Raw genomic sequence first — 23,765 nt, forward strand, 5'->3', positions numbered from 1 at the left:
GAAAGAAACGCAGCACGTGCCTTGTCATCTTCTGCCCAGACAGAGAAATAAACGAATGCTTAACCTACACATGAGGCCTCCGCGCGCATCAGCAGTCCGGTTCGTCGGGCTTCGGGCAACCGGTCGTGCCGGGCCCGTTGGCGATGAAGCGCTGCAACAGGCCGGTGAGCGTCGCGAGTTCGTCGGCCGAGAAACCGTCGAGCTGCGCGTTGAGCGCGGTCGCGATCAGCGACGGCAGCGCGCGGGCCGCATCGGCGCCGCGCTCGGTCAGCGTCAGCTCGATCATCCGGCGGTCCTGCTCGCTGCGCGAACGCGCGACCAGCCCCTTGCGTTCGAGCCGGTCGAGCATGCGCGTCATCGAACCGCTGTCGTACGACATCTTGCGGGACAGCTCGAACGGCGTGCGCGCATAACCTCGCGACAGCAGCAGGATCACGCCGATCTGCTGCGCGGTGAGGTCGAGCGGCTCGAGCGCGCGATCCATCCGCTCGACGAGCGCCTGCTTCGCCTTCGACAGGTAATAGCCGAGGCTCGTTTCCAGCGCGATGTTCTCGGGATCGTAGAGGCCGCCGGTCATACGATTGCGCACGCAGCAATAGTGCGTTTCAGGTTAAAACGCGCCCAGTATCTTGAAAAATGATTGCTTAGTCAATATTATTTGAGGCAACCAGTTACGACGTGCATGTTGCACTGCCGGAGACTATGTTCTGACCGATTCGCCCGCGCTGCCGGGCACCCGAGGATGTTCGCGATGCTGTTCCTGAAAAATGCCGCCGGCGCGCTGCGCCGCAACCTGACCGATACCGCTCATCATGTGTTTTCCGGGCCGCACCGCGGCTGGAAAATCGCGCTGTACGTGACGATGCTGGTCGTGCCGGGCGGCTCGCTCGCGGCGCTCGGGTTCGCATGGTTCGATCATCGCCGGCAGCGCAACGCGAAGGGCGGCGCACGCCGCACGAGCCAGCCGGCCGCGACGGAACCGTCGTCATGGCGGCCCGCCACCGAGCCCGTCCCGGTGCCCGTGCGCTGCCACTGACGTCGCGTCACTCCCGCTTTCCCGACTGTCCTGCCTGTTCCGACTGATCGCCGGCCGCGCCCGCTGCGGCCGCTGTCGCGCGGCTGTCTCGCCGCAAGCGATCCGTAATGGCCGGTAACCCGGCTGCTCGCGCCGGTAACACATTCCGGCCGCCGCGCACCGTACCCTTAGGGCTGCGCGGCTTCCCCGCCGTCAGTTACCATTTGTCCGCCAGCGGCATGACGACCGCATCGCGCGACGCCGCTCGCCGGCCGTCGCGCCCAGACAGGAAAACCACGATGCCGTACGCTCCCCTCCCGCGCGCCCTTCGCCCGCTGAGCGCCGCCGTCGCCGTTGCGACGGCCGTGCTGCTCGCCGGCTGCGCCGTCGGGCCCGACTATCACCGGCCCGACACGTCGATTCCCGCCGCATTCAAGGAAGCGCCGGCCGGCTGGAAGGTCGCGCAGCCCGCCGATCGTGCCGACCGCGGCCCGTGGTGGACGGTCTACAACGATCCGCAGCTCGATGCGCTGATCGGCAAGCTCAATGCGTCGAACCAGACCATCGCGCAATCGGCGGCCGCATACCGGCAGGCGCGCGCGCTCGTCACCGAGGCGCGCGCCGCGTATTTCCCGACCGTCGGGCTGACCGCGTCGGGCTCGCGCGCCCGCACGCCGCGCACGTCGCTGTCGTCGGGCTCGTCATCGAGTTTCGGCAGCGGCTCGTCCGGATCGATCAGCAACAGCTACAGCGTCGGCCTCGACGCGAGCTGGGAACCCGACCTGTGGGGCAAGGTGAGCCGCACCGTCAGCGCGCAGCGCGCCGGCGAAGCGGCCGCCGCGGCCGATCTCGCGAACGCGCGGCTGTCGCAGCAGGCGCTGCTCGCGCAAACCTATTTCCAGCTGCGCACGTCCGATGCGCTGCAGAAGCTGCTCGACGACACCGTGAAGTCGTACGAACAGTCGTTGAAACTCACGCAGAACCAGTATACGCAGGGCGTCGCCGCGCGCGCGGACGTGATCCAGGCGCAGACGCAACTGCAGAGTGCGCAGGCGGCGTCGATCGACAACGGCGTCGCACGCGCGCAGTACGAGCATGCGATCGCGACGCTGATCGGCGAACCGGCGTCGACCTTCTCGCTGCCGCCGAACCCTCTCGCGGCCGAGCCGCCGATCACGCCGGTCGACGTGCCGTCCGCGCTGCTCGAGCGCCGGCCCGACATCGCGGCCGCCGAGCGCCGCGCGGCTTCCGCGAACGAACAGATCGGCGTCGCGATTTCCGCATTCTTCCCGACGCTCACGCTGTCGGCCACCGGCGGCTTCCAGAGTTCGGTGTGGTCGCAGCTGTTCACGCTGCCGGCGCGTTTCTGGACGGTCGGCCCGCAACTCGCGGCCACGCTGTTCGACGCGGGGCTGCGCGCCGCGCAGACCGACGCGGCGCGCGCGACCTACGACCAGGACGTCGCCGCGTATCGCCTCGCGGTGCTCACCGCATTCCAGGACGTCGAGGACAATCTCGCGTCGCAGCGCATCCTCGCGCAGGAAATCGACGTGCAGCGGCAGGCCGTCGACAGCGCCGAGCACTCGCTCGCGATCGTCACGAACCAGTACAAGGCCGGCACGGTCGCGTACCTGAACGTGCTGACCGCGCAGACCACCGCGTTCACCGCGCAGCAGAAGCTCGCGACGATCGCCGGGCAGCGGATGGTGTCGTCGGTCGGGCTCGTGAAGGCGCTCGGCGGCGGCTGGGATGCGTCGGACATGACGCGCGAAACCGGCGACATGGCTGCGCCGGCGCCCGTGCCGGCGTCCGGTGCGGCCGTGCCTGCGGCAACCGCATCGTCGGCCGCCGCGCCGCTCGCGCAGAAGTAGGAAGAGAAGAGGCCGACGCGCGCGTCAGCGCATCGCGTCGCCGAAGATCAGCGACACCTCGTTGTTCCCGATCGGGTGGCCGAGCAGGTTCAGCAGCCCCGCGAGGTTCGCCTGCTGCTCGGGCGCCGCATGCGCGGTGCCGCGGAACGATCCCTGGCCTGGGCCGAAGCTGCCGTGTCCGTCGAGAAACAGCGGGCCCTGCTTCGTCGACAGGTCGAGATCGGCGCCCGCCCCCTTCGCCTGCAGCACCGCGCGGTACGAACCGAGCGGCTTCACGCGCGACACGCGCGAACTCATCGAGTCGATCGTCACCGTCAACTGGCCGAACGCGTTGTTGCCGAACAGGCGCCAGTCGCTCCAGCCGAGCCGCACGTCGCCCTGCAGGTCGAGCGTGTTGAACGGCGCGCCGAGCCCCGCGAGCAGCGACGCCGGCACGGCCATCGTGCCCGCCGACAGCACCGCGCCACGCCACGTCGCATCGAGCGTGACGGCATCGGGCATCGCCTCGGTCTGGCGCATGCGCATCTGCACACGCCCGGTCAGCAGCGGCCAGAAGCCCGTGGTCCATTCGACCCGGCCCGGCAGCAGCGTCGCCGCGCTCTGGTCGGCGCCCGGCGCGAGCATCAGCGTGCCCGAGCCGTGCCACAGCGACCCGTCCGGATCGACGAGATTCACGTGTCCGCCGGTCGCGCGCGCGAACTGCGGCGCGATCCACGCGGCCGGCGCGAGCGCGACGAGCGTCACCGCCGTCGCCAGTCCGCCCGCCAGTACCCACGGCAATGCGGTGGCGAGCCGCTTCGTCCATGGCCTCATCGGCCGACCGCCACTTGCGTCATCCACTGCGTCATTTCTGCGTCGACGGTTGCATCACGGCCGTCAGGTCGACCTGGCCGTCGTCCTTCAGCGCGGTCGCGTGCGCCTCGCCGACCTGCACCTTGAACTGCCGGCGCGCATCGTCGAGCCACTGCGTCCACGCCGGAAACGACACGTTCTTCATCTGGATCTGCACGCCGTTGCCGACGATCTGCACCTGCGCACCCTGCAGCCCGTGATCGGACAGCGACGCGGTCAGCGCGTCCTTCAGCGCCAGGCCGGTCGGCGCGACGCCCTGCGCGGCGGCCGTCAGCGACTTCGCCTCGTTCGCCTGCGCGGTCATCTGCGCGAGTTCGCGGCGCATATTCGGCAGCTCGCGCTGGATCCGCGCGCGGCCTTCCTGCGCCGGCGACCACAGCACCGAATACGCGATCGCGACCGCCAGCACGGCGCCGCCCCAGCCGAGCAGCATCTTCTCGCGCTGCGAGCGCTCGCCCCAGAACTGGGTCAGCGTCTGGTTCAGTTGTTCCGTCTTCATGAGCGGCTCCGGATCGTCCATTTGCCCGTGTTGCTGTCGACTTCGCCGGACAGGCCGTTGCGCGCGAGGCGCTGCGTGAAATCGGGATCGACCTTGACCTCCGGCTTGAAGCCGACGTCGAGCCGCCGGTCGTGATAGTCGAGCGACGCGATGCCGTTCAGCGGCAGCGCGCCCATCGAGCGCGTCAACCCGCTCGCCAGCGCGAGGAAATCGTTCGGCGACAGCTCGCCGGCCGCCAGGCGCAACTGGTCGAGCTGGCGCTGCATCTGCGCGGGCGGATCGAGCACCGTCGTCGTCTTCGGGAATGCGGACAGCAGCGTTTCGGTGATCTGCGCGGACAGCGCATCGCGCTCGCGCGACAGCTTCCACCAGTGCAGGTTCATCCCGACCACCGCGACGCCGAGCGTCGCCGCGACGAGTGCGATCGGCACGCGCAGGCGCTTCACCGTCGCGCGGTCGAAGCGCCACGGCTGCGATTCGAATTCGAACTGGCACAGATCGAAACGCTCGGTCAGCGCGCGCCGCGCGAACGTGTCGAACGACAGCGGCGCGGCACCCGGCAGCAGCGGGCCGTCGGTGCGGCCGACCGACGCGAGCCGCGGCTCCGCGCCCGGCTCGCCGAGTTCGTACAGTTCAACGTCGCCGCCGCCCGCGAGCGCGGCCAGCGTGCCGGCCGCGCGCGACGCAGGCGCCGCGAAGCCTTCGCCGAGCGCACCGCGCGCAACCGCGAGTTCGAGGCGCGGCGCACCGGCCACGGCCGGCAGCGCGCCGGCTTCGACGAGCGCCGGTTCGACCGCCGTCGCGATCCCGAGCACGGCGGCGACCGTCGCCGGGCGGGCGGGCGGCTCGACGGCGTCCGCGACAAGCGCGGCATCGGCCGCGACGGCCGCTTCACCGTCGACCGGCGCGGCCAAAGCCGTTTCGGCCGACGTGCGCGGCGCCGGCAGGCAGCGGGTCGCGGGCACCGCGCTCAGGTGCCGGTGGCCGGCCGCCGCGAACGCGTCGCAGATCGCGCGGAACCACGCGCGATCGACCACGGCCAGCACGCGGCGCCCGTCGGGCAGCGCGACCGGATCGAGCGCGATGTGGCAGCCGAGCGGATCCTGGATCAGCTGATCCTCGACGATGTTGGGCAGCGCCTGGCGCAGCTTCGGCCCCTTGAGCGGCGGCACCTTCGCGGCCAGCAGCAGCACGTCGCGCGCGGCGACGATCAGCACCGTCGCATTCGCGCGCGGCAGCAGCGCGAGCGCGGCGCGGCCCGCGCGCTGCACCTGGCCGGCCTTGTCGACGAGCGTGAACGGCAGCTCGGGCCACTGCCATTCCTGCAACGGCACGGCAGGCTCGCGCGGCGGCAAAGAAACAATCAACGTGCTCACAAGAGCTCCTCTCCCGAATGGCGTCGTTATAGCTGGTCGCGGATACGCACGACCCGCGTCGAGTGCGTGGTCGGATCACGATACACGAGCGAGGTGCGATCGACCTCCGCACGTTCGTGCTGGATCCGGCCATGCACGATGAAATAGCTCGAATTGACGTCGACGAGGCTCGAGTCGAGCGTCACGTTCGGCGCGCCGGCGCCGCGCAGCGCGAGCTGCACGTCGCCGACGTTGCGGAAAAACACGGTCTCGCGGCGCGACACCAGCGCCTGCGCGGACGACACGCTCATCCCCGGCATGAGCGCCGCGATCACCTCGGCCGGCGCGGTGTTCATGTTCACGGGCGTCGTGGTCGGCAGTACGGTGACGAACGGGCGCAGCCGCGCGACCATCTCGGGCGTCACGCCGTCGACGTCGAGCAGGCTGTCGACGCCCGTCATCATCAGCGGCGCGGGCCCGCGGTCGCCGCCGGACATGCCGGGATCGTCGGTGAAGCCGCCGCCGCCCTGCTGGTCGGTGGTCACCGGCGCGGTGGCCGGCGCCGTGCCGCCGCCGCCCGGCAGCGTCGGCATCTGGAAGCGCGTGGCCGAATGCATGAGGCCCGCGCGCACCTGCAGCGCGATGCGTTTCGCGAACGCGCCGTCGTAGCCGAGCGTCGTCAGCAGGCGCTGGAACGCCTGCAGCTGCGTGACGTTCAACTGCAGCACGCCGGGCGCCGGCGACGCCACGAGGTTGCGCAAGTTGAACTTCGCCTGCGCGTCCTCGATCGAGCCGGAGATATAGGTATCTTCGCCGCCGTTGTCGTTGGGCGCGCCGATCCGGCCGAGGAAGTCCGACAGCTTCGTCTTCGCGATCGGCACGCCCCAGATCCCGCCGAGATACGTGATGCCGGGCGCCGTATCGCCTTCGGAGCGCAGGATCATCCGCGTCCAGTCGAGCGCACCGCGCGCGACCCACTGCGCCTGCGCGATCACGCGCTGGTTCTCGATGCGGCGGATCTGCACCTGCTGGCGCCACAGCATCCCCGAGACGAGGATCGCCGACAGCGCGACGACGAGCAGCGCGGTGATGATCGCCGCGCCGCGCTGGCGGCCGCATGCATGCGCGCGCGCGGCGGCGCGGTTGGCGAGCGATGAACGGTGAGGGCGCGCGCGCATCGTCATTCCCCGACGAGGAACACGCGCGTGACCGGCACGCGCAGCGACGTCGCGCCGATGCTGACCTGCAGCCCCGTCACCGCGCGCGGCGGCGGCGCGTTGCCGATCTGCGGCACCTTGAGCGCATCGTTGTTCTGCGCGAGCGCGTCGTCGGCCGTCTGCAGGTTGGTGGTCCAGCCCACGCGCGGCACGTACAGCTTCGCGTCGATCGCGCCGACGCCGCCCATCAACGCAACCCAGCTCCAGCCTTCGACGCTGCTGTCCTTCAGCACGCCTTGCAGCCGGTTCGCATCGTCGAGCGGTGGCGACGCGTAGCGCACGACGCGCCCGCCGGCGATCCGGTAGCGGACCACCTGCAGCCGCGGCGCAGCGCCCGGCACGTCGAATTCGCGAACGATCTGCAGCGTGTTGCCGGCGACGCCGATCGCCGGCTGGCCGGCCTCGTCGTCGGTCGCGGCAAGCCGCGCGTCGATGCGCATCTGGTCGAACATCTGCGCGAACACGCGCTCGTCTTCCATCGCGGACGCAACCTTGTCGCGGCCGCGCATGACCTGGTCGAGCCCGCGCCACGCGAGGATGGCGACCACCGCGAGGATCGCGATCGCGATCATCAGCTCGATCAGCGTGAAGCCCCGGGCGGGGCGCGCGTGCGGGCGTCGCATCGGCGCGTCAGAGCGGACGGCTGGTTTCATTCGCGACCACCGTCACCATCTGCGCGAGCACGCCGGCGCGCCCGGGCATGCTCACCGACACCCGGACGCGCCGGAACACGGGGTTCGGCGTGGCACTCACGCTCTGCGTGCAGACGAGCTGCACGTTGCCTTGCGAACAGTCGAAGCTCTGGTCGCCGATCTGCGGCCACGCGTGCGTGAGCCGCAACTGCGCGAGCGCGTTGTCGGCGCTCCAACCGGCCAGCAGCCGGCGATGGAGGTCGGATGCGTTGGTCGCCATCGTGCCGACCGCGCGGATCGACGCGGCGAGCGCGACCGCGATGATCGCGAGCGCGACCAGCACTTCGATCATCGTGAAGCCGCGCGACGAAGAAACAGGGAAGGGCAGGCGACGACGCATCGTCATTGCACCTCGTAGCGGCCGTTGCCGGTGCCGACGATCGTCGCGCTGCCGACGGCCGAATGCAGCGTCACGCGCACCGGCGTGTCGACGCTCTCGGTGCCGAACACGACGCGATTCGCGCGCGTGTCGGAACCCGGGTAGTCGATGTCGGCGCCCGTCACACCGCCGTCCCAGTCGCGCGGGCGCAGCAGGTCGTCGCGCAGCGTGCGCCAGCCGTCGGGCGAGCTCACGTCGAAACGGAAGCCGTGCGCGGTCGGTTGCCATGCGATCGGGCGCGCGCGCACCTGCGCTTCATCGCCGGCCGTCTCGAACAGCAGCGCGATGCGCTGCGCTTCCTCGCGCAGGTCGGTGCGCGGATTGCGCGTCAGCGACAGCGACGCGAGCGACACGAGCAGCCCCGCGATCACGAGCACGACCAGCATTTCGAGCAGCGTGAAGCCGCGCGCGCGTGCGCGCCGCACGCCATGCTTCATCGGCCCGCCATCGGCGCGCGCCGATACGGACGGCGCCGCGCCGCGATGCGCACGGCAATCGCGGCCGCAGCGGGAAGTCGTGCGAATGGCGAGCATGAAGAGCGGGAACGAAGCGTCGGGACGATCAGCGCCGGCTTATTGCCACGAACCGATGTCGGAGTCGTTGCTCTCGCCGCCTTCCTTGCCGTCGGCACCGTAGCTGAACACGTCGATCTCGCCGTGCACGCCCGGATTCAGGTACTTGTACCCGTTACCCCACGGATCGTTCGGCAGGCGCTCCAGATAGCCGCCGTCCTTCCAGTTGTTCGGGATCGGATCGGTGGACGGCTTCTGGATCAGCGCGTTCAGGCCCTGTTCCTGGGTCGGATAACGGCCGTTGTCGAGACGGTACAGCTTGAGCGCCTGCATGATCGTGCCGATGTCCTGCTTCGCGGCGATGCGGCGTGCCTCGTCCGGGCGGCTCATGATCTTCGGCACGATCAGCGCCGCCAGGATCCCGAGGATCGCGACCACCACCATGATCTCGATCAGCGTGAAACCGCGCTGACGACGCACGGCCGCGTTGCGGCGAGTGATCCACGTTTGCATGACTGACTACCTCTTTCCAAAAAATGTCGTCGATTGAGTGACGCACCCGGCGCACCGGGACGATTACCTGACAGCAACCTTCCGGACCCGCGGGCGCGGAGCACGCATTGTAAGGCGCGCATCGCCGAGGGCTTTCACCCAACGCAAATTTCATATACATCCGTACAATAGCGCGCATGAACGCGCTCTCGATCCGGATCCTTTCCCTAGCCCTCTTCGCGGGTTTGTGCGCGACGGCCACCTACTGGGTCGTCACGCTGTCGGCCCGCGAAGCGCCGCTGCCCGCCGCCGCCGCGCGGCCGCCGATCCGCACCGAGGACGCCGCGGCGCTCTTCGGCGGTCAGCTCGACAAGAATCCCGTGCAGGACATCCACCTGTTCGGCATCCTCGCGCTCCAGCGCGGCGCCGCGGCGATCATCGGCGTCGGCGGCGAACCGCCGCGTGCCGTGTCGCTCGGTGCCGAGGTCACGCCCGGCGCGAAGCTCGCCGAAGTCCGCCCCCGCTCGATCATCGTCGACCGCAACGGCGCCCGCGCCGAAATCCAGCTTCCGGCGAACACGCCGTCCCCCGCGATCTACATGCGCTGAACGGAACGGCGACGGCCTCGCCAACCAGTCAGGCCGTCACTGCACCATGTTGTTCAGCTCGATGATCGGCAGCATCACGGCCAGCACGATCACGAGCACGATGCCGCCCATCGCCAGGATCAGCAGCGGCTCGAGCAGGCTCGTCAGGAACATCGTGCGGCGTTCGAGCTCGCGCGCTTCGCCTTCGGCCGCGCGATCCAGCATCGTCGTCACGTCGCCCGTCGCTTCGCCGGAACGGATCAGGTGCACGAGCACCGGCGGAAACGTCTTCACGTTGTTCAGCGCGCGCGACAGCGCGGAGCCTTCGCGCACGCGCACGATCGCGTCGTCGATGTTCGCGCGCATCGCGCGGTTCGACAGCGTCTCGCCGGCCGCCTGCAGCGCGCGCAGGATCGGCACGCCGGCCGCGGTGAGGATGCCGAGCGTGCTCGCGAAGCGCACCGTGTTGTAGCCGCGCACGAGCTTGCCCGCGAGCGGCGCGGTCAGCACCCAGCGGTCGAACGCGAGCCGCGGCCCGTCGCGCGACAGCGTCGCCTTCACGAACCACACGATCAGCGCGACCGCGATCATGATCGCCCACCACCAGTGCCGCACGAATTCCGACAGCGCCATCATCACGACCGTGAGGATCGGCAACTGCTGCTTCGTGCTCGCAAACACGTTGACGACCTGCGGCACCACGTAGCTCAGCAGGAACGTGACGATGCCGAACGCGATCAGCGTGACGATGCCCGGATACGTGAAGGCCAGCAGGATCTTCTGCTTCAGCGCATTGCTCTGCTCGATGTAGTCGGCCAGGCGCGACAGCACGATGCCGAGCTTGCCCGTATGCTCGCCCGCCGCGACGAGCGCGCGGTAGATCTCCGGAAAATCGCGCGGATGCTGGCCCAGCGCATTCGCGAGCGAATGGCCGCCGAGCACCTCGGCGCGGATCGCGGCCATCAGCTCGCGGATGTAGTCGCGCTCGGCCTGCTCGGTCAGCACGCCGAGCGCCTCGTCGAGCGGCAGCCCCGCGATCAGCAGGCTCGCGAGCTGGCGCGTGAGGATCGCCTGTTCGCGCTGCGACAGCTTGCGACCGAACGCGAGCCGCTGCGTACGTGCGCCGCGCGTCGCGCTGGCGGCCGGCTCGACGACGAGCGGCGTGAGCCCCTGCGTGCGCAACTGGCTGCGCGCGGCACGCGCGCTGTCGGCATCGATGACGCCTTTCTGCGCGTGTCCCGCCGCATCGATCGCTTCGAAACGGAATGCCGGCATCGCGCTATGCGCCTCCCGTCACGCGCAGCACTTCCTCGAGCGACGTCGCGCCGGCCGCGAGCCAGCGTTCGGCGTCGTCGCGCAGCGTGCGCATCCCTTCCGCGCGGCCGGTGGCCAGGATCTCCGCGTCGGCCGCGTTGCGATGGATCAGCGAGCGGATCGAGTCGTCGACCAGCAGCAGCTCGTATACGCCGCGCCGGCCCGCGTAGCCCGAATGCCCGCACTTGTCGCAGCCGACCGGATGCCACAGCGTGCGGCCATCCTCGTGCCGCTCTTCCTTGCAGACGGGGCAGAGCTGCCGCACCAGGCGCTGCGCGAGCACGCCGAGCAGCGACGATGCGAGCAGGTACGGCTCGACGCCCATGTCGGTCAGACGCGTGACGGCCGATGCCGCATCGTTCGTGTGCAGCGTCGCGAGCACGAGGTGGCCCGTCAGCGACGCCTGCACCGCGATCTGCGCGGTTTCGAGGTCGCGGATTTCGCCGATCATGATCACGTCCGGATCCTGGCGCAGGATCGAGCGCAGCGCACGGGCAAAGGTCATCCCGATCCGCTCGTTCACCTGCGTCTGGCCGATGCCGCCGAGATCGTATTCGATCGGGTCCTCGACGGTCATGATGTTGGTCGTCGCGGTTTCGAGCCGCGACATCGACGCATACAGCGTCGTCGTCTTGCCCGAGCCCGTCGGGCCCGTGACGAGCACGATGCCGTGCGGTCGCGCGATCAGCTTGTCGAACTGGACGAGCGTGTCGCGGCCCATCCCGAGCGCTTCGAGGTTCAGGCGCTTCGCGTCCTTTTCCAGCAAACGCAGCACCGCGCGCTCGCCGTGCCCGGTCGGCAGCGTCGACACGCGCACGTCGACCGGCCGGCCGCCGACGCGCAGCGTGATGCGGCCGTCCTGCGGCAGCCGTTTCTCCGCGATGTCGAGCTGCGCCATGATCTTGATCCGCGAGATCAGTGCGCCGTGCAGCGCCTTCTTCGGGCGCACGACGTCGCGCAGCGTGCCGTCGACGCGAAAACGCACGACGGACGAGTTCTCGAACGGCTCGATGTGAATGTCCGATGCCTGTTCGCGCGCCGCTTGCGTGAGCAGCGCGTTGATCATCCGGATGATCGGCGCGTCGTCTTCCGATTCGAGCAGATCCTCGACCTCGGGGATGTCCTGCATCAGCCGCGACAGATCGACTTCGCCTTCGACCTCGCCGACCACCTGCGCGGCGCTGCCGTCCTGGCGCGCGTATGCCTGGTTGATCGCCTGCGCGAGCTCGTCGGCCGGCACGCGGTGCACGGAAATCGAGCCGAAGTTGCGCGCGATCTCCGCGAGCGCGGCGTCGCTCGTGCGTTCGCTGATCCACACCTCGAGCGTGTCGTCGAGCTGGTGCGCGATCAGCACCTGGCCGCTCTTCGCGAAGCCGTACGGCAACAGGCGCGCAGCGAGCGGCGACGGCGGCTGCCGTTCGCCCGGCGCGCCGTCGTGGGCGGAAGACGCGCGCACGTCGCTCACTGCGAGGCTCCCGGGGCGGTCAGCGGCTGTTGCGGCACCGCCTGCTGCGGCACGCTCTGCGGCTGCGCGGGCGTCTGCTCCGGCAACGGCTGGGCCGGGACCGGCACGACCTGACGCTGCACCTGCTGGCGGCGCATCTTGTCGAGATCGAACAGGTTCCCTGCCGGTGTGCCACCCTGGCTCGGGCCGAGCGGCATCGGCGGGACGATCGGGTCGTCCTTGTCGCGGATCACGTTGTTGTCCGACTTGTACGCGCCCGTCACGCCCTGGATGTAGTCGTAGCGGTTGGCCGTGACTTCCTGCGCGGTACTGCGATCGGAGATGATCACCGGACGCAGGAACACCATCAGGTTGGTTTTCGCGCGCTGCTTCGATTCCGAACGGAACAACTGGCCGATCCACGGGATGTCGCCGAGCAGCGGCACCTTGCTGTTCGACACCTGATAGTTGTCCTGCATCAAGCCGCCGAGCACGATGATCTCGCCGTTGTCGGCCAGGATCGTCGACTGGATCGAGCGCTTCGTGAAGGTCGGGCCGGTCTGCGCGCTCGTGGTGCCGGCGACGACCGCCGAATCCTCGGTATAGAGCTGCAGCTTCAGGATCCCGCCGTCGGTGATCTGCGGCTTCACGTGCAGCGTCAGGCCGACGTCGCGACGGTCGTAGGTATTGAACGCATTGCTCGTCGTGCCGCTCGTCAGGTTCGAATACGAACCGGTCGCGATCGGCACGTTCTGGCCGACGACGATCTTCGCTTCCTCGTTGTCGAGCGTGATCAGGTTCGGCGTCGACAGCACGTTCGCGTCGCTCACGCCCGCGAAATACTGCAGCAGCGCGCCGAGCCCCTGCACGCCGAACATGTTGTGCAGCCAGCCGATGTTGAGGCCCTGGGTCAGCGTCGAGAGGTTGGCCGCCAGCCCGGTGGTGGCTGCCGTGCCGCCGGTCGTCAGGTTGACGATGCTGTTGCCCAGACCTTGCGTGGGGTTCAGGTTCGTGCCGCCGAGAAACTGGCCGCTCGCCACCTGCCACTGGATGCCGAGGTTGCCCTGCGTCGTCGAGTTCAGCTCGACGATCAGCGCTTCGATATAGACCTGCGCACGCCGCGCGTCGAGCTGGTCGATCACCGAGCGCAGGTTCCGGTAAACCGGATCGGACGCGGTGATGATCAGCGAGTTGGTCGCCGCATCGGCCTGGATCATCCCGCCCGGCTGGTTGTCGTCGCCCTTGTCCTTGTCGCCGCCGAGCAGGCCGGCGCTGCCGAGACCGCCACCGCTGCCCGACGAGCCGCCGTACCCCCCCGACGAGGACGACGAACCGCCGAGACCGCCCGACGGCAGCGGCGGGGTGCCGGACGTGCCGGTCGAGAAGTTGCCGCTCGACGACGAGCCGCCGCTCTGGTTGAAGCTGTTCGCATCGTTGGACGACGCCGACGAGCCGCTGTCGCTGCCGCTCTTGCCGAGCATCCCGCGCAGCGTTTTCGCGAGCTTCACCGCGTCGGCGTTGCGTAGCGGCACGACGTGCATGTTGCCGGGCACCGCGCTCGGCGCGTCGAGCTGCTGCACGAGGCGCTTCGCGGCCGCGAGGCGCGATGCGCTCGACGCACGCAGCATCAGCGAGTTGGTGCGCGGGTCGGCCGTGACCGACACCTTCAGCGTTGCATCGCTGTTGCCGATCGCGCCCGGATCGAGCATTTTCTGCAACTGTGCGGCGAGGTCGATCGCGTTCGCGTTGCGCAGCGGAACGACCTGCACCTGCGCGCCTGCGGCGCTGTCGACGCCCGCGATGATCTGCGCGATGCGGCGCACGTTGTCCGCATAGTCGGTCACGACGATCGTGTTGTTCGCCGGGTAGGCCGTCACCGTGTTGTTCGGCGAGATCAGCGGCCGCAGCACGGGCAGCAGGTTGTTCGCCGATTCGTTGTGCAGCTCGAACACCTGCGTGATCACCTGGTCGCCGCGCGCCTGCGGCGCATTGCCGACATAGGTCGGCACGCCCTGCAGCTTCGCGTCGGCCTCGGGCACGACCTTCAGCACGCCGTGATCCTGCACGAGCGCGAAGCCCTGCATGCGCAGTGCCGACTGCAGCGTCTTCAGCGCCTGGTCTTCCGGCACCGGACGTTCGGCAACGAGGTTGAGCTGCCCCTTCACACGGGGGTCGACGATGATGGTCTTGCCGGTTGCGGCGCCGATCGCCTTCGCGACCTGGTCGATATCCGCATTCACGAAGTTGAGCGTGACCTGAGCGTAGGCGGCCTGCGAGACGATGATGCCGGCGACGACGAGGGTCGTGGCAATGCGCCGCATAACGAAGCGATTTCTTGTCATGGATGAATGGGTCGATGCCGGCTCAGGCCGCTTCCGGCGGTAGTGCTGGGATCCAAGTCCGAAAAAGGCGACATTAGCAGTTTTTCATGTCCGAAATATCACATTGATCCGAAGACTGTCTCACATACGACATGTATCGGGCGAGTCGTATGTGATATGTAAGATTCGGTGCTATATCGGCATGCCGGCCATCGCCCCCGTTTCGAGATGAACCGACACGGAAATGCGGTATAACCCGGCTGTCGTATTTCCGCATGTCGCAACCTGACGGACTGTCGGTATGATACGTGCGACGGGTTTCTCGCCGCACGAATAACAGGCACGGGTTTTCCCGACTCTCACGCATTTTCCTTTCGTTTTCGCACCATGAACAGACGGTTCGCTTCGATTGCGTGGATCGCCGCCGGCGTGTGGTTCGCCAGCGCAAACGCTCGCGCGGATTGTTTCGACGAAGCGGCCAGATACCAGCAGGTCAATCCGCTGATCCTGCGCGCGATCGCCTGGCAGGAATCGCGCAACCGGCCCGGTGCGCTGAACAAGAACACGAACGGCTCGATCGACTACGGCCTGATGCAGATCAATTCGGTCCACCTGTCGGCGCTGTCGCGCTACGGGATCGACCGCGGCACGCTGATGGAACCGTGCAAGAACGTATACATCGCCGCGTGGCATCTGAAACAGAAGATGAACCGCTACGGCAACACGTGGCAGGCCATCGGCGCCTACCATTCCGAAACGCCGTCGCTGCGCGACAAGTACGCGCGTCAGATCGCCGGCATCCTGACGCAATGGAAGCTGCTGCCGCCCTCGCCGTGACGCCGCGCCGCATCGCGGCCTGACGCGGCGCCGGCCGGCGCGCGTTTGATGCACAATGCGGGCTCACGCCGCAGGTTCGCCCGTCCGCGGGCCGATCGCGCCCCGGAAGGGCGCCGCGGCCGCTTTTTCATCTTTTCCGTTGGTGTGTACCGCAATGAACCAGCCGTTGCCCGTCACCGTGCTGTCCGGCTTCCTCGGCGCCGGCAAGACCACGCTGCTCAATCACGTCCTCGCGAACCGAGCGGGCCTGAAAGTCGCCGTGATCGTCAACGATCTCGCGGCGGTCAACATCGACGCGTCGCTCGTGCGCGACGCGCAGGCGCTGTCGCACGTCGAGGAACGCCTCGTCGAAATGTCGAACGGCTGCATCTGCTGCACGCTGCGCGACGACCTGCTCGTCGAGATTCGCAACCTCGCGTCCGAAGGCCGCTTCGACGCGATCATGATCGAATCGACCGGTATCGCGGAGCCGATGCCGATCGCCGAAACCTTCACGTTCGTCGACGACGACGGCGAGTCGCTGTCGAAAATCGCGCGGCTCGACACGCTCGTCACCGTGGTCGACGCGTACAACTTCCTGCGCGACTACGGCTCCGACGACGCACTCGGAACGCGCGGCATCGCCGCATCGGACGAAGACGACCGCACGCTCGTCGAACTGCTGATCGAGCAGATCGAATTCTGCGACGTGCTGGTGATCAACAAGGCCGACCTCGTCGGCGCGGACGAACTCGCGCGCCTGCAGCACATCCTCGCGCGGCTCAATCCGCGTGCGCACCAGGTCGTGTCGACGTTCGGCAACGTGCCGCTCGACGAAGTGCTGAACACGGGCCGCTTCGATTTCGACGAGGCCGCGAATGCGCCGGGCTGGCTCGCGTCGCTCGATCACGATCACACGCATTGCGACGACCCCGACTGCCATGACGAACATCATGCGCACGTGCACGGCGAAGCCGACGAATTCGGGATCGGCAATTTTGTTTACCGCGCGCGCCGGCCGTTCCATCCGGCACGACTCTGGGCGCTGCTGCACCAGGAGTGGCCGGGCGTGCTGCGCAGCAAGGGCTTCTTCTGGCTCGCGACGCGCAACGACATCGCGGGCTCGCTGTCGCAGGCGGGCGGCGTATGCCGGCATGGCCCGGCGGGTCTCTGGTGGGCCGCGCAGGATCGCGCGGAATGGCCGGACGACGACGAGCTGCTCGCCGAAATCCGCGCCGAATGGCACGGCGATCTCGACGATCGCACGGTCGGCGATCGCCGGCAGGAACTCGTGCTGATCGGCATCGCGCTCGATGCCGATGCATGGCGCGAGAAGCTCGACGCGTGCCTGCTGACCGATGCGGAATTCGCCGTCGGCGCGGCGGGATGGAGCGCGTTCGACGATCCGTTCCCGGCGTGGGATGTCGATTCGCACGACGACGACGATCACGGCGACACGCAAATCGTGCACGCGTAACGGCGTGGTAACGGCTTGTAAAAACAACCGTTAAATCTTGCAAGAGCGGCGCGGACTGTGGCGAAAATGCCGCGCGCGCCCAACAAAAAACCCGCCGAAAGGCGGGTTTTTTTCTGGAACAGGCGCTGGTTTAACGCTTGTTGACGGCGTCCTTGAACGCCTTGCCAGCCGTGAACTTGACCGTCTTGGCTGCCGGGATCTTGATGGTTTCGCCGGTCTTCGGGTTGCGGCCCGTACGTGCTGCGCGCTTGCCCGAACCGAAGCTGCCGAAGCCGATCAGCTGAACCGCATCACCCTTCGACACGGCCTTCTTGATGACTTCGAGCAGCGTGTCCAGCGTTTCGCCGGTTTGAGCCTTGCTGGCGCCCGTTTGGGCGGCGACGGCGTCGATCAGTTCCTGTTTGTTCATTAAGGTTCCTTTATCAGGTTAGGTTGACACGAACAGCGCGAACGCGCCGATTATACGTGCGCGAACCGTGCCGTCGAGAGTCAGACTCCGACGACACAGCGCCGAATCCTGGCCCGCGCGACGCGCCCTCCGGCTTGCCGGCGGCCACCCCGCGGTACGGCGTTGCTATGATAGCGCAGCGCAAACCCAATAACGACAAGGGTTTCAAAGATTTTCATCAGTATTTCGCCGAATGAATCGTCGATTGCCAGTTTTTTGACCTGCGCCAACCGGACAGGATACGCAGCGCGGTCCGCCCGTGCGCCGCCCCGTTGGCTTTTTCCAACGGGCGCTCGGACGACCCCGCGCAATCCCTTGCCAGGCTTGGCTGCCACGTTTTTTGTTTCGCATGCCCGACCGACTTGTTCCCGCCACGCTCGCGCTTCGCGACGACGGCACGCTCGTTTCGCCCGAGTACGGCGACCTCCATCGCGGCGCATCAGGTGCGCTTGCGCATCACCTGTGCGTCTCCGGCAACGGGCTGCCGGCGCGCTGGCAAGGCCGCCGCGCGTTCACGATCGTCGCGACGGGATTCGGCGCGGGCAGCCACTTCCTCGCGACATGGGGCGCGTGGCGCGACGATCCGGCGCGCTGCGAGCGGCTGCATTTCGTCGCAGTCGAGCCGCATCCGTTCTCGCGCGACGACCTGCGCCGCGCGGTTTCGCATATCGTTGCGAACACAACCATATCGGTCGACGTCGATGCACTGGTCGACGCCTGGCCGATGCTCGTGCCGGGCCTGCACCGGCTCGAATTGGACGCAGGGCGCGTGGTGCTCACGCTCGCGTTCGGCGATGCAGTCGACATGCTGACCAAGCTCGTCGCGCGCGCCGATGCGTTTTATCTTGACGGCTTCACGTCGTCGAACGACGCGGATCTCCGCGCGACCGACGTGGTTCGTGCGCTCGCGAAAATCGCCGGCGAAGGCGCGACGTTTGCAACGCATGCGAATTCCGGCGCCGTGAAACACGCACTCGGCGAATCGGGTTTCACGTATCGCGAAGTCGACGATTCGCTCGTCGGCGAATATGCGCCGCGCTGGCGCGCGCGCCGGCACGAGCCGCCGCGCGCACTGCCCGTTGCGGCGCGCCGCGCGATCGTGATCGGCGCGGGCCTGGCCGGCTGCGCGGTCGTCGAACGCCTGGCCGCGCGCGGCTGGGAAGTCACACTGATCGAGCGGCACGAACGGATCGCGAGCGAAGCGTCGGGCAATCCGGCCGGCGTGTTCCATCCGCTGATGACACGCGACGACAACGTCGCAAGCCGGCTCACGCGCAGCGGCTTCCTGCATGCGATCGCACGCTGGCGCGCACTCGAACGCGCGGGCCATGCGTTCGCGCGCAGCACGCACGGGATGATCCATCTCGCCGAATCGGCCGACGACTTCGCGCGGATGCGCGATGCATTCGATGCGTTCGGCGCACCGTCCGACTATGCGTCGCTGCTCGATACCGATGCCGCGCGCGCGCATCTGAACCTGCCGGTCGCGCATGGCGGCCTGCTGTTTCCGCATGGCGGCGCCGTCTGGCCGGCCGGGCTGTGCGCGGCGCAATGCGCGGCGGCCGGCGAACGCGTGCGCTTGCTCGCGTCTACCGGTGTCGCGCGGCTCGAGCGGCGGGGCGACACATGGCACGCGCTTGATTCGACGGGCGGCACGCTGGCCGAAGCGCCCGTCGTCGTGCTTGCGAACGCGGGCGACGCCGTGCGTCTCGCGGAGCTGCAGCATGTCGTGCTGCAACCGGTGCGCGGCCAGCTCACGCTGCTGCCGCCCGGCACCGCGGCGCCGTTGCCGTGCCCGGCGATCGGCGACGGTTACGCGGTGCCGCTCGACGACGGCACGCTGCTGATCGGCGCGACGTTCGAACCCGACGACGTCGATCCGGCGATACGCGCGGCCGGTCACATCGAAAACCTCGACCGCGTGCGGCACCTGCTGCCGGGCCTGATCGGCGACGTGCCGGACCTGGGCACGCTGCGCGGCCGCGTTGCATTCCGCTGGGTCGTCGCCGATCGTCTGCCGCTGATCGGCCCGCTCGCGGACGAAGCACAGGCCGTCGCGAACGCACGCGCGCTGAGCGGCGCAAAGGCGCGCGACCTGCCGCGCACGCCCGGCCTCTACGGCGCATTCGGCTTTGGCTCGCGCGGCCTCGTATGGGCCGCGCTCGGCGCCGAACTGATCGCATCGCAACTCGAAGGCGAGCCGTGGCCGCTCGAGCGCGAACTCGCCGAAGCCGTCGATCCCGCCCGCTTCCTGATCCGCGCGCTGCGCGCGCGCCGCGTCGGCTCGGCCGGCTGACCGGCTTCCTGTCGCACGAATCGCTCACAGTTTTCCGGCTTCCCCGTGCAAGGTTATCCACCCGGCGCTGTGGATAACCTTGCGAAATCCACACGCACTTCATGTGTAATCACAGTGGACGTAAACTGGGCAACTCGGCACAGCTGTGAAACGGCCCCAAAGTTGCTCACCTCAAACTTCTGTGCACGAACAGCCTGTGCAACGGGTTATGGTTTCGCCAACGCATTGATCCGTCAGCGTAAACCGAAGTTATCCACAGAACTGTGCGTCCTTTGTTAACTTCTACTACGTATATATACAGGTAAACCTTTGAAACCAAAGACCTGTGGTGCCGCACAGCGCCGCGAGTCGATTCAATGGGTTCCAGACCGAAAAAGCTGTGGCACAATCGGTTTCCTTCGCGTTCGTCCGGCCAGGCGCCGGACAAGCTTCAATGGAACGGTCGGCACGGTTTCGAATCTGAATCTTCGAGACTGCGCAGTCCGTTCACACACCAGGCCGACAATCCAGATCGGCAACCTGTGCGACTTTCCGCCGGATGGCGGAACAGGCGGACCCCATGTCCCGCCGTCGTCGACCACAACAATCACATTCGGGGCGATACCCAGCCGGCGCGCATCCATTTCTGACGCTTGACCCTGCGTCGCTGGCGGTTGCTTCCAAAGGAGAAGTCACCACGATGAAGTCGGCGTTCTCATTTCTGCCCAACTGGCCGCTCGCGCCGGATGCCGTGTTCTGGGCCGGGCTCGCGCTGTTCGCGGCCGGCCTGTGTGGCGAACTGTGCTATCGCGCATGGCGCCTGCCGCGCATCACCGGCTATGCGGTAATCGGTCTCGTCGCCGGTTCGTTCGGATTCGGCGTGATCGACGCAAGCACCGACGAAACGTCGCGGCTGCTGATCGACGTCGCGCTCGGCCTGCTGCTGTTCGAGCTCGGCAGCCGCCTCGACCTGCGCTGGATCCGGCGCAATCCGTGGCTCGTCGCGTCGAGTCTCGCGGAAGCCACGCTGACGTTCGTGCTCGTGCTGTTCGTGATGCTTGCGCTCGGTGTGTCGGGAATGGTTGCGCTCGTGCTGTCGGCGATCGCGATCGCGACGTCGCCGTCGATGGTGATCCAGCTCAAGACCGAACTGCGCGCGGAAGGGCAGGTGTCGCAGCGCCTCATCACGCTGACCGCGCTCAACAGCGTGTACGCGATCGTGCTGACCAAGCTCGTCACGAGCTGGCTGCACCAGGAAGCGTACGGCAACGTGTTCGCGACGATCCTGCAGCCGCTCTACCTGATCGCCGGTTCGTTCATCGTCGCGTATCTCGTCGCGCGTTCGTGCAATTTCCTGTTTCGCCACATGACGTCGACGATGCGCGACGAGCATTCGTTCGTCGCGCTGTTCGGGCTCGTGATGCTGGCGATCGCGGTGGCACAGGCGCTGAAGCTGTCGACGCTGCTCACGCTGCTGCTCGCGGGCATCATCGTGAAGAACCTCGAAGCGCGTCCGCAGCTGTGGCCCGAGCATTTCGGCACGGCCGGCTGGCTGCTGACGGTGGTCCTGTTCGTGCTGACGCTCACGTCGTTCACGTGGGGCGACATCGCGCTCGGCGGGCTGCTCTCGATCGTGCTGATCGTCACGCGGCTCGTCGCGAAGCTGGCCGGCGTCGTCGCGTTCGCGAAGCCGAGCGGCATCGGGATGAAACAGGGCGTCGCGCTCGGCATCGCGCTCACGCCGATGTCCGCGCTGTCGTACCTGCTCGTCGACGATACCTACCAGCTCTATCCGAATTTCGACCCGCACCTGCGTGCGATCGTGATGTGCACGATCGTGATCCTGCAGCTCGTCAGCCCGTTCGTGGTCTACCGCTGCCTGTCGGCGGTCGGCGAACGCAGCGACAGCAACTGATTCCGGAACCTGCCATGGCACTCGAAACCTTCGTCAATTCCGAACCGTTCACGTTCGGTGTCGAACTGGAGATCCAGGTCGTCAACACGCACAACTACGACCTGACCAAGGCTGCATCCGACCTGATGCGCCTGATCCAGGGCGAGACCTTTCCGGGCAACATCACGCCCGAAATCACCGAGAGCATGATCGAGCTGTCGACCGGCATCTGCCATTCGCACGAGCAGGCGGTCAGCGAGCTGCATGCGATCCGCGACGTGCTCGTGAAGGCGGCCGACCAGCTCAACGTCGGGCTCGCCGGCGGCGGCACGCACGCGTTCCAGCAATGGAGCGACCGGCAGATCTACGATGCGCCGCGCTTCCAGTACATCTCGGAGCTATACGGCTATTTGGCCAAACAGTTCACCGTGTTCGGCCAGCACGTGCACATCGGCTGTCCCGATCCCGACAGCGCGCTGTTCCTGCTGCACTCGATGTCGCGCTTCATTCCGCACTTCATCGCGCTGTCCGCGTCGTCGCCGTTCGTGCAGAACGTCGACACGGGCTTCCATTCGGCACGCCTGAATTCGGTGTTCGCGTTCCCGCTGTCGGGCCGCGCGCCGTTCGTGCTGACCTGGGACAGCTTCGAGGAGTACTTCATGAAGATGGTGAACACGGGCGTCGTCAACTCGATGAAGGACTTCTACTGGGACATCCGCCCGAAGCCCGGCTACGGGACGATCGAGGTGCGGGTGATGGATACGCCGCTGTCGGTCGACCGCGCGGCGGCGATCGCCTGCTACATCCAGACGCTCGCGCGCTACCTGCTGACCGACCGGCCGCTGAAGCTGTCGGAGGACGACTACCTCGTCTATACGTTCAACCGTTTCGAAGCGTGCCGCTTCGGGCTCGAGGGCACCTGCGTGAATCCTCAGACGGGTGAACGCCGCACGATCGCAGAAGACATCCTCGACACGCTCGACCGGATCGCGCCGCATGCGGCCGCGCTCGGTTCGCGCGCGGCGCTCGACGAGATCGGCGCGCTTGCCAAGGCGCGCGTGAACGACGCATCGTGGTTGAGAACCGTTTTCAAACAGGAAAAATCGCTGAACGAAACGGTCCGGCAGCAGTGCTTACGCTGGCGCGAATGAAAAAATGTTTTGCAGATTACAGGCTCGACCGCGTCGCGATTCGCTGAACGACGGTCGGCCCGGTTTCAGGCCGAAATCGTTGCCAGTCGCCCTGAAAATCTGTGGATAACCCGACATTCCTCTGCAAAGTCAACGCTCTGCGGGCGGGATAACCCGGTGGATCATTGCCATTCCCCCGATGGCCGATCCGAACAGGAAAATGCCGATGCGCCCCGTTCCGCGGGTGCGCGGCATTGCAGGCACAACGAAAAAATTCAGTTATCCAGCGATTTTCCACAGAATGCAGGGGATAACTTAGCTGTGCGATTTTCCGCTCTCGCTTAGAATGTCGGCTTTGCGGACACCGGAACGACGCGTGTCTCACCGGTCGCCGCGAATGCGACCGCCGCGTGTGCCTCGCGACGGCCGTGCTGACGCACTCGCAAGAGCGCGTCTGTTTTGAGATGGACATTCGATCTCCACACTACGGCCGCTCGGCATTCCGGGCGGCGGCAAAGCGAAAAGACTATGAGCGAAGGCGTTTACGGGAACCAGGCTTCGGGACGTGTCACCCACAGCCTGCTGCGGTTGAGTACGGCCATGCGAAGCCAGGCATGGGATTGGGCGGAAGGCGCGGGCCTGACGCCGACGCAGGGCGAGATCCTCGTGCTGCTGCTGCAGCGCAAGGGCCCGATGCGGCTCGGCGAGATCGCGCGCGAGACGCAGCTCACCGCGGCGACCACGAGCGATGCGGTCAGCACGCTCGAGACGAAGGGGCTCGTCGAGAAGCGTCGTGCGCTGGACGACGGCCGCGCACTGGCCGTGCGCCTGTCGGCCCGTGGCCGCACGGCCGCGAAGAAGGCGCTGCAATGGCCTGAATTCCTGACGAAAGCGGTCGGCAAGCTCGGCGCGGACGAGCAGGGCGCACTGTATCGCGCGCTGCTGAAGACGCTGCGCGAGCTGCAGGTGGCCGGCGCGACGCCGCCGCAGCGCATGTGCGTGACGTGCGCCCACTTCCAGCCGGGCAAGCTGTCGAAGAAGACCGTGCATTACTGCGCGGCGCTCGACATCTCGATGGCCGACAGCGACCTGCGTCTCGACTGCTCGGTGCAGGAAGAAGCCGACGCGGCGACGCAGAAGAAGACCTGGAAGATTTTCGCAGGCTGACGTCCGTC

22 protein-coding genes are annotated in these 23,765 nt (G+C 67.5%); 9 read left to right on the forward strand and 13 right to left on the reverse strand.

The window, feature by feature from the left end; genetic code table 11:
- Nucleotides 1-88 precede the first annotated feature (88 nt).
- On the reverse strand, nucleotides 89-577 hold the full coding sequence (locus tag KVT39_RS20695; RefSeq protein ID WP_034183800.1) for a MarR family winged helix-turn-helix transcriptional regulator: 489 nt from the start codon (nucleotides 575-577) through the stop codon (nucleotides 89-91).
- Nucleotides 578-751: 174 nt separating this feature from the next.
- Between KVT39_RS20695 and KVT39_RS20700 the strand changes: the two genes are divergently transcribed.
- Together KVT39_RS20700 and KVT39_RS20705 are read left to right on the forward strand one after the other, a co-directional pair.
- Nucleotides 752-1,036 (forward strand): multidrug ABC transporter ATPase, encoded by a 285-nt coding sequence (locus KVT39_RS20700; RefSeq protein WP_081938587.1) that lies wholly within the window; start codon nucleotides 752-754, stop codon nucleotides 1,034-1,036.
- Nucleotides 1,037-1,314: 278 nt separating this feature from the next.
- Complete coding sequence (locus KVT39_RS20705) at nucleotides 1,315-2,886, forward strand: efflux transporter outer membrane subunit (RefSeq protein ID WP_217590094.1); 1,572 nt, start codon at nucleotides 1,315-1,317, stop codon at nucleotides 2,884-2,886.
- Between the two features lie 24 nt (nucleotides 2,887-2,910).
- Here KVT39_RS20705 and KVT39_RS20710 read toward each other — a convergent pair whose 3' ends face one another.
- The 8 genes from KVT39_RS20710 to gspG are packed head-to-tail and all read right to left on the reverse strand — an operon-like array spanning nucleotide 2,911 to nucleotide 8,905.
- Nucleotides 2,911-3,699, reverse strand: coding sequence for a type II secretion system protein N (locus KVT39_RS20710; protein WP_217590095.1), 789 nt, complete (start codon nucleotides 3,697-3,699; stop codon nucleotides 2,911-2,913).
- 31 nt (nucleotides 3,700-3,730) lie between these two features.
- Nucleotides 3,731-4,237, reverse strand: a complete 507-nt coding sequence (gene gspM / locus KVT39_RS20715; RefSeq protein ID WP_034183975.1) for a type II secretion system protein GspM — start codon at nucleotides 4,235-4,237, stop codon at nucleotides 3,731-3,733.
- Complete coding sequence (gene gspL / locus KVT39_RS20720) at nucleotides 4,234-5,613, reverse strand: type II secretion system protein GspL (protein ID WP_175748303.1); 1,380 nt, start codon at nucleotides 5,611-5,613, stop codon at nucleotides 4,234-4,236. Before gspL ends, gspM begins: the two co-directional genes overlap by 4 nt.
- Nucleotides 5,614-5,639: 26 nt before the next feature.
- Nucleotides 5,640-6,770 carry a type II secretion system minor pseudopilin GspK gene (gspK, locus tag KVT39_RS20725; RefSeq protein WP_217590096.1) on the reverse strand — a complete coding sequence of 377 codons (1,131 nt, stop codon included), beginning with the start codon at nucleotides 6,768-6,770 and terminating at the stop codon, nucleotides 5,640-5,642.
- Between the two features lie 2 nt (nucleotides 6,771-6,772).
- Nucleotides 6,773-7,462, reverse strand: a complete 690-nt coding sequence (locus KVT39_RS20730) for a type II secretion system protein J (protein ID WP_081938577.1) — start codon at nucleotides 7,460-7,462, stop codon at nucleotides 6,773-6,775.
- Nucleotides 7,440-7,841: a type II secretion system minor pseudopilin GspI gene (gene gspI, locus KVT39_RS20735; RefSeq protein ID WP_034183977.1), complete on the reverse strand. Its 402-nt coding sequence runs from the start codon at nucleotides 7,839-7,841 to the stop codon at nucleotides 7,440-7,442. The genes KVT39_RS20730 and gspI overlap by 23 nt, the downstream gene beginning before the upstream one ends.
- A gap of 2 nt (nucleotides 7,842-7,843) precedes the next feature.
- Complete coding sequence (locus KVT39_RS20740; RefSeq protein ID WP_217590097.1) at nucleotides 7,844-8,413, reverse strand: GspH/FimT family pseudopilin; 570 nt, start codon at nucleotides 8,411-8,413, stop codon at nucleotides 7,844-7,846.
- 39 nt (nucleotides 8,414-8,452) lie between these two features.
- Entirely contained in the window at nucleotides 8,453-8,905 is a 453-nt protein-coding gene (gene gspG, locus KVT39_RS20745) for a type II secretion system major pseudopilin GspG (RefSeq protein WP_006751354.1), read from the reverse strand.
- Between the two features lie 176 nt (nucleotides 8,906-9,081).
- On the opposite strand from gspG, the gene KVT39_RS20750 reads away from it, so the two are divergent.
- A complete protein-coding gene (locus KVT39_RS20750; RefSeq protein WP_034183806.1) occupies nucleotides 9,082-9,492 on the forward strand; it encodes a type II secretion system protein N in 411 nt (136 codons plus the stop codon).
- Nucleotides 9,493-9,528: 36 nt separating this feature from the next.
- Here KVT39_RS20750 and gspF read toward each other — a convergent pair whose 3' ends face one another.
- Genes gspF through gspD form a run of 3 tightly spaced genes read right to left on the reverse strand, consistent with a single transcriptional unit; the run spans nucleotide 9,529 to nucleotide 14,571 of the window.
- Nucleotides 9,529-10,746, reverse strand: coding sequence for a type II secretion system inner membrane protein GspF (gene gspF, locus KVT39_RS20755; RefSeq protein WP_217590098.1), 1,218 nt, complete (start codon nucleotides 10,744-10,746; stop codon nucleotides 9,529-9,531).
- Nucleotides 10,747-10,750: 4 nt separating this feature from the next.
- Nucleotides 10,751-12,250 (reverse strand): type II secretion system ATPase GspE, encoded by a 1,500-nt coding sequence (gene gspE, locus KVT39_RS20760; protein ID WP_034183808.1) that lies wholly within the window; start codon nucleotides 12,248-12,250, stop codon nucleotides 10,751-10,753.
- Nucleotides 12,247-14,571: a type II secretion system secretin GspD gene (gene gspD / locus KVT39_RS20765; protein WP_034183809.1), complete on the reverse strand. Its 2,325-nt coding sequence runs from the start codon at nucleotides 14,569-14,571 to the stop codon at nucleotides 12,247-12,249. Before gspD ends, gspE begins: the two co-directional genes overlap by 4 nt.
- A 366-nt stretch (nucleotides 14,572-14,937) precedes the next feature.
- On the opposite strand from gspD, the gene KVT39_RS20770 reads away from it, so the two are divergent.
- Nucleotides 14,938-15,387, forward strand: a complete 450-nt coding sequence (locus KVT39_RS20770; protein ID WP_175748297.1) for a lytic transglycosylase domain-containing protein — start codon at nucleotides 14,938-14,940, stop codon at nucleotides 15,385-15,387.
- A 142-nt stretch (nucleotides 15,388-15,529) separates the two neighbouring features.
- The gene (locus tag KVT39_RS20775) at nucleotides 15,530-16,843 is read left to right on the forward strand and encodes a GTP-binding protein (RefSeq protein WP_368858933.1); all 1,314 of its coding nucleotides are present in this window, start codon (nucleotides 15,530-15,532) and stop codon (nucleotides 16,841-16,843) included.
- A gap of 130 nt (nucleotides 16,844-16,973) precedes the next feature.
- On the opposite strand, the gene KVT39_RS20780 is transcribed toward KVT39_RS20775, so the two are convergent.
- Nucleotides 16,974-17,252, reverse strand: coding sequence for an HU family DNA-binding protein (locus tag KVT39_RS20780; RefSeq protein ID WP_006401505.1), 279 nt, complete (start codon nucleotides 17,250-17,252; stop codon nucleotides 16,974-16,976).
- Nucleotides 17,253-17,640: 388 nt separating this feature from the next.
- Between KVT39_RS20780 and mnmC the strand changes: the two genes are divergently transcribed.
- The 4 genes from mnmC to KVT39_RS20800 all read left to right on the forward strand — a co-directional run bounded on the left by mnmC (nucleotide 17,641) and on the right by KVT39_RS20800 (nucleotide 23,757).
- Entirely contained in the window at nucleotides 17,641-19,587 is a 1,947-nt protein-coding gene (mnmC, locus tag KVT39_RS20785) for a bifunctional tRNA (5-methylaminomethyl-2-thiouridine)(34)-methyltransferase MnmD/FAD-dependent 5-carboxymethylaminomethyl-2-thiouridine(34) oxidoreductase MnmC (RefSeq protein WP_217590100.1), read from the forward strand.
- A 679-nt stretch (nucleotides 19,588-20,266) separates the two neighbouring features.
- Nucleotides 20,267-21,481, forward strand: a complete 1,215-nt coding sequence (locus KVT39_RS20790) for a cation:proton antiporter (protein ID WP_034183813.1) — start codon at nucleotides 20,267-20,269, stop codon at nucleotides 21,479-21,481.
- A 14-nt stretch (nucleotides 21,482-21,495) separates the two neighbouring features.
- Nucleotides 21,496-22,611, forward strand: a complete 1,116-nt coding sequence (locus tag KVT39_RS20795) for a YbdK family carboxylate-amine ligase (RefSeq protein WP_034183814.1) — start codon at nucleotides 21,496-21,498, stop codon at nucleotides 22,609-22,611.
- A 507-nt stretch (nucleotides 22,612-23,118) separates the two neighbouring features.
- Nucleotides 23,119-23,757, forward strand: coding sequence for a MarR family winged helix-turn-helix transcriptional regulator (locus tag KVT39_RS20800; RefSeq protein WP_034183815.1), 639 nt, complete (start codon nucleotides 23,119-23,121; stop codon nucleotides 23,755-23,757).
- Nucleotides 23,758-23,765: the final 8 nt, after the last annotated feature.

This window comes from Burkholderia sp. GbtcB21 (genome assembly GCF_019091065.1).
GTDB lineage: Bacteria > Pseudomonadota > Gammaproteobacteria > Burkholderiales > Burkholderiaceae > Burkholderia > Burkholderia pyrrocinia_C.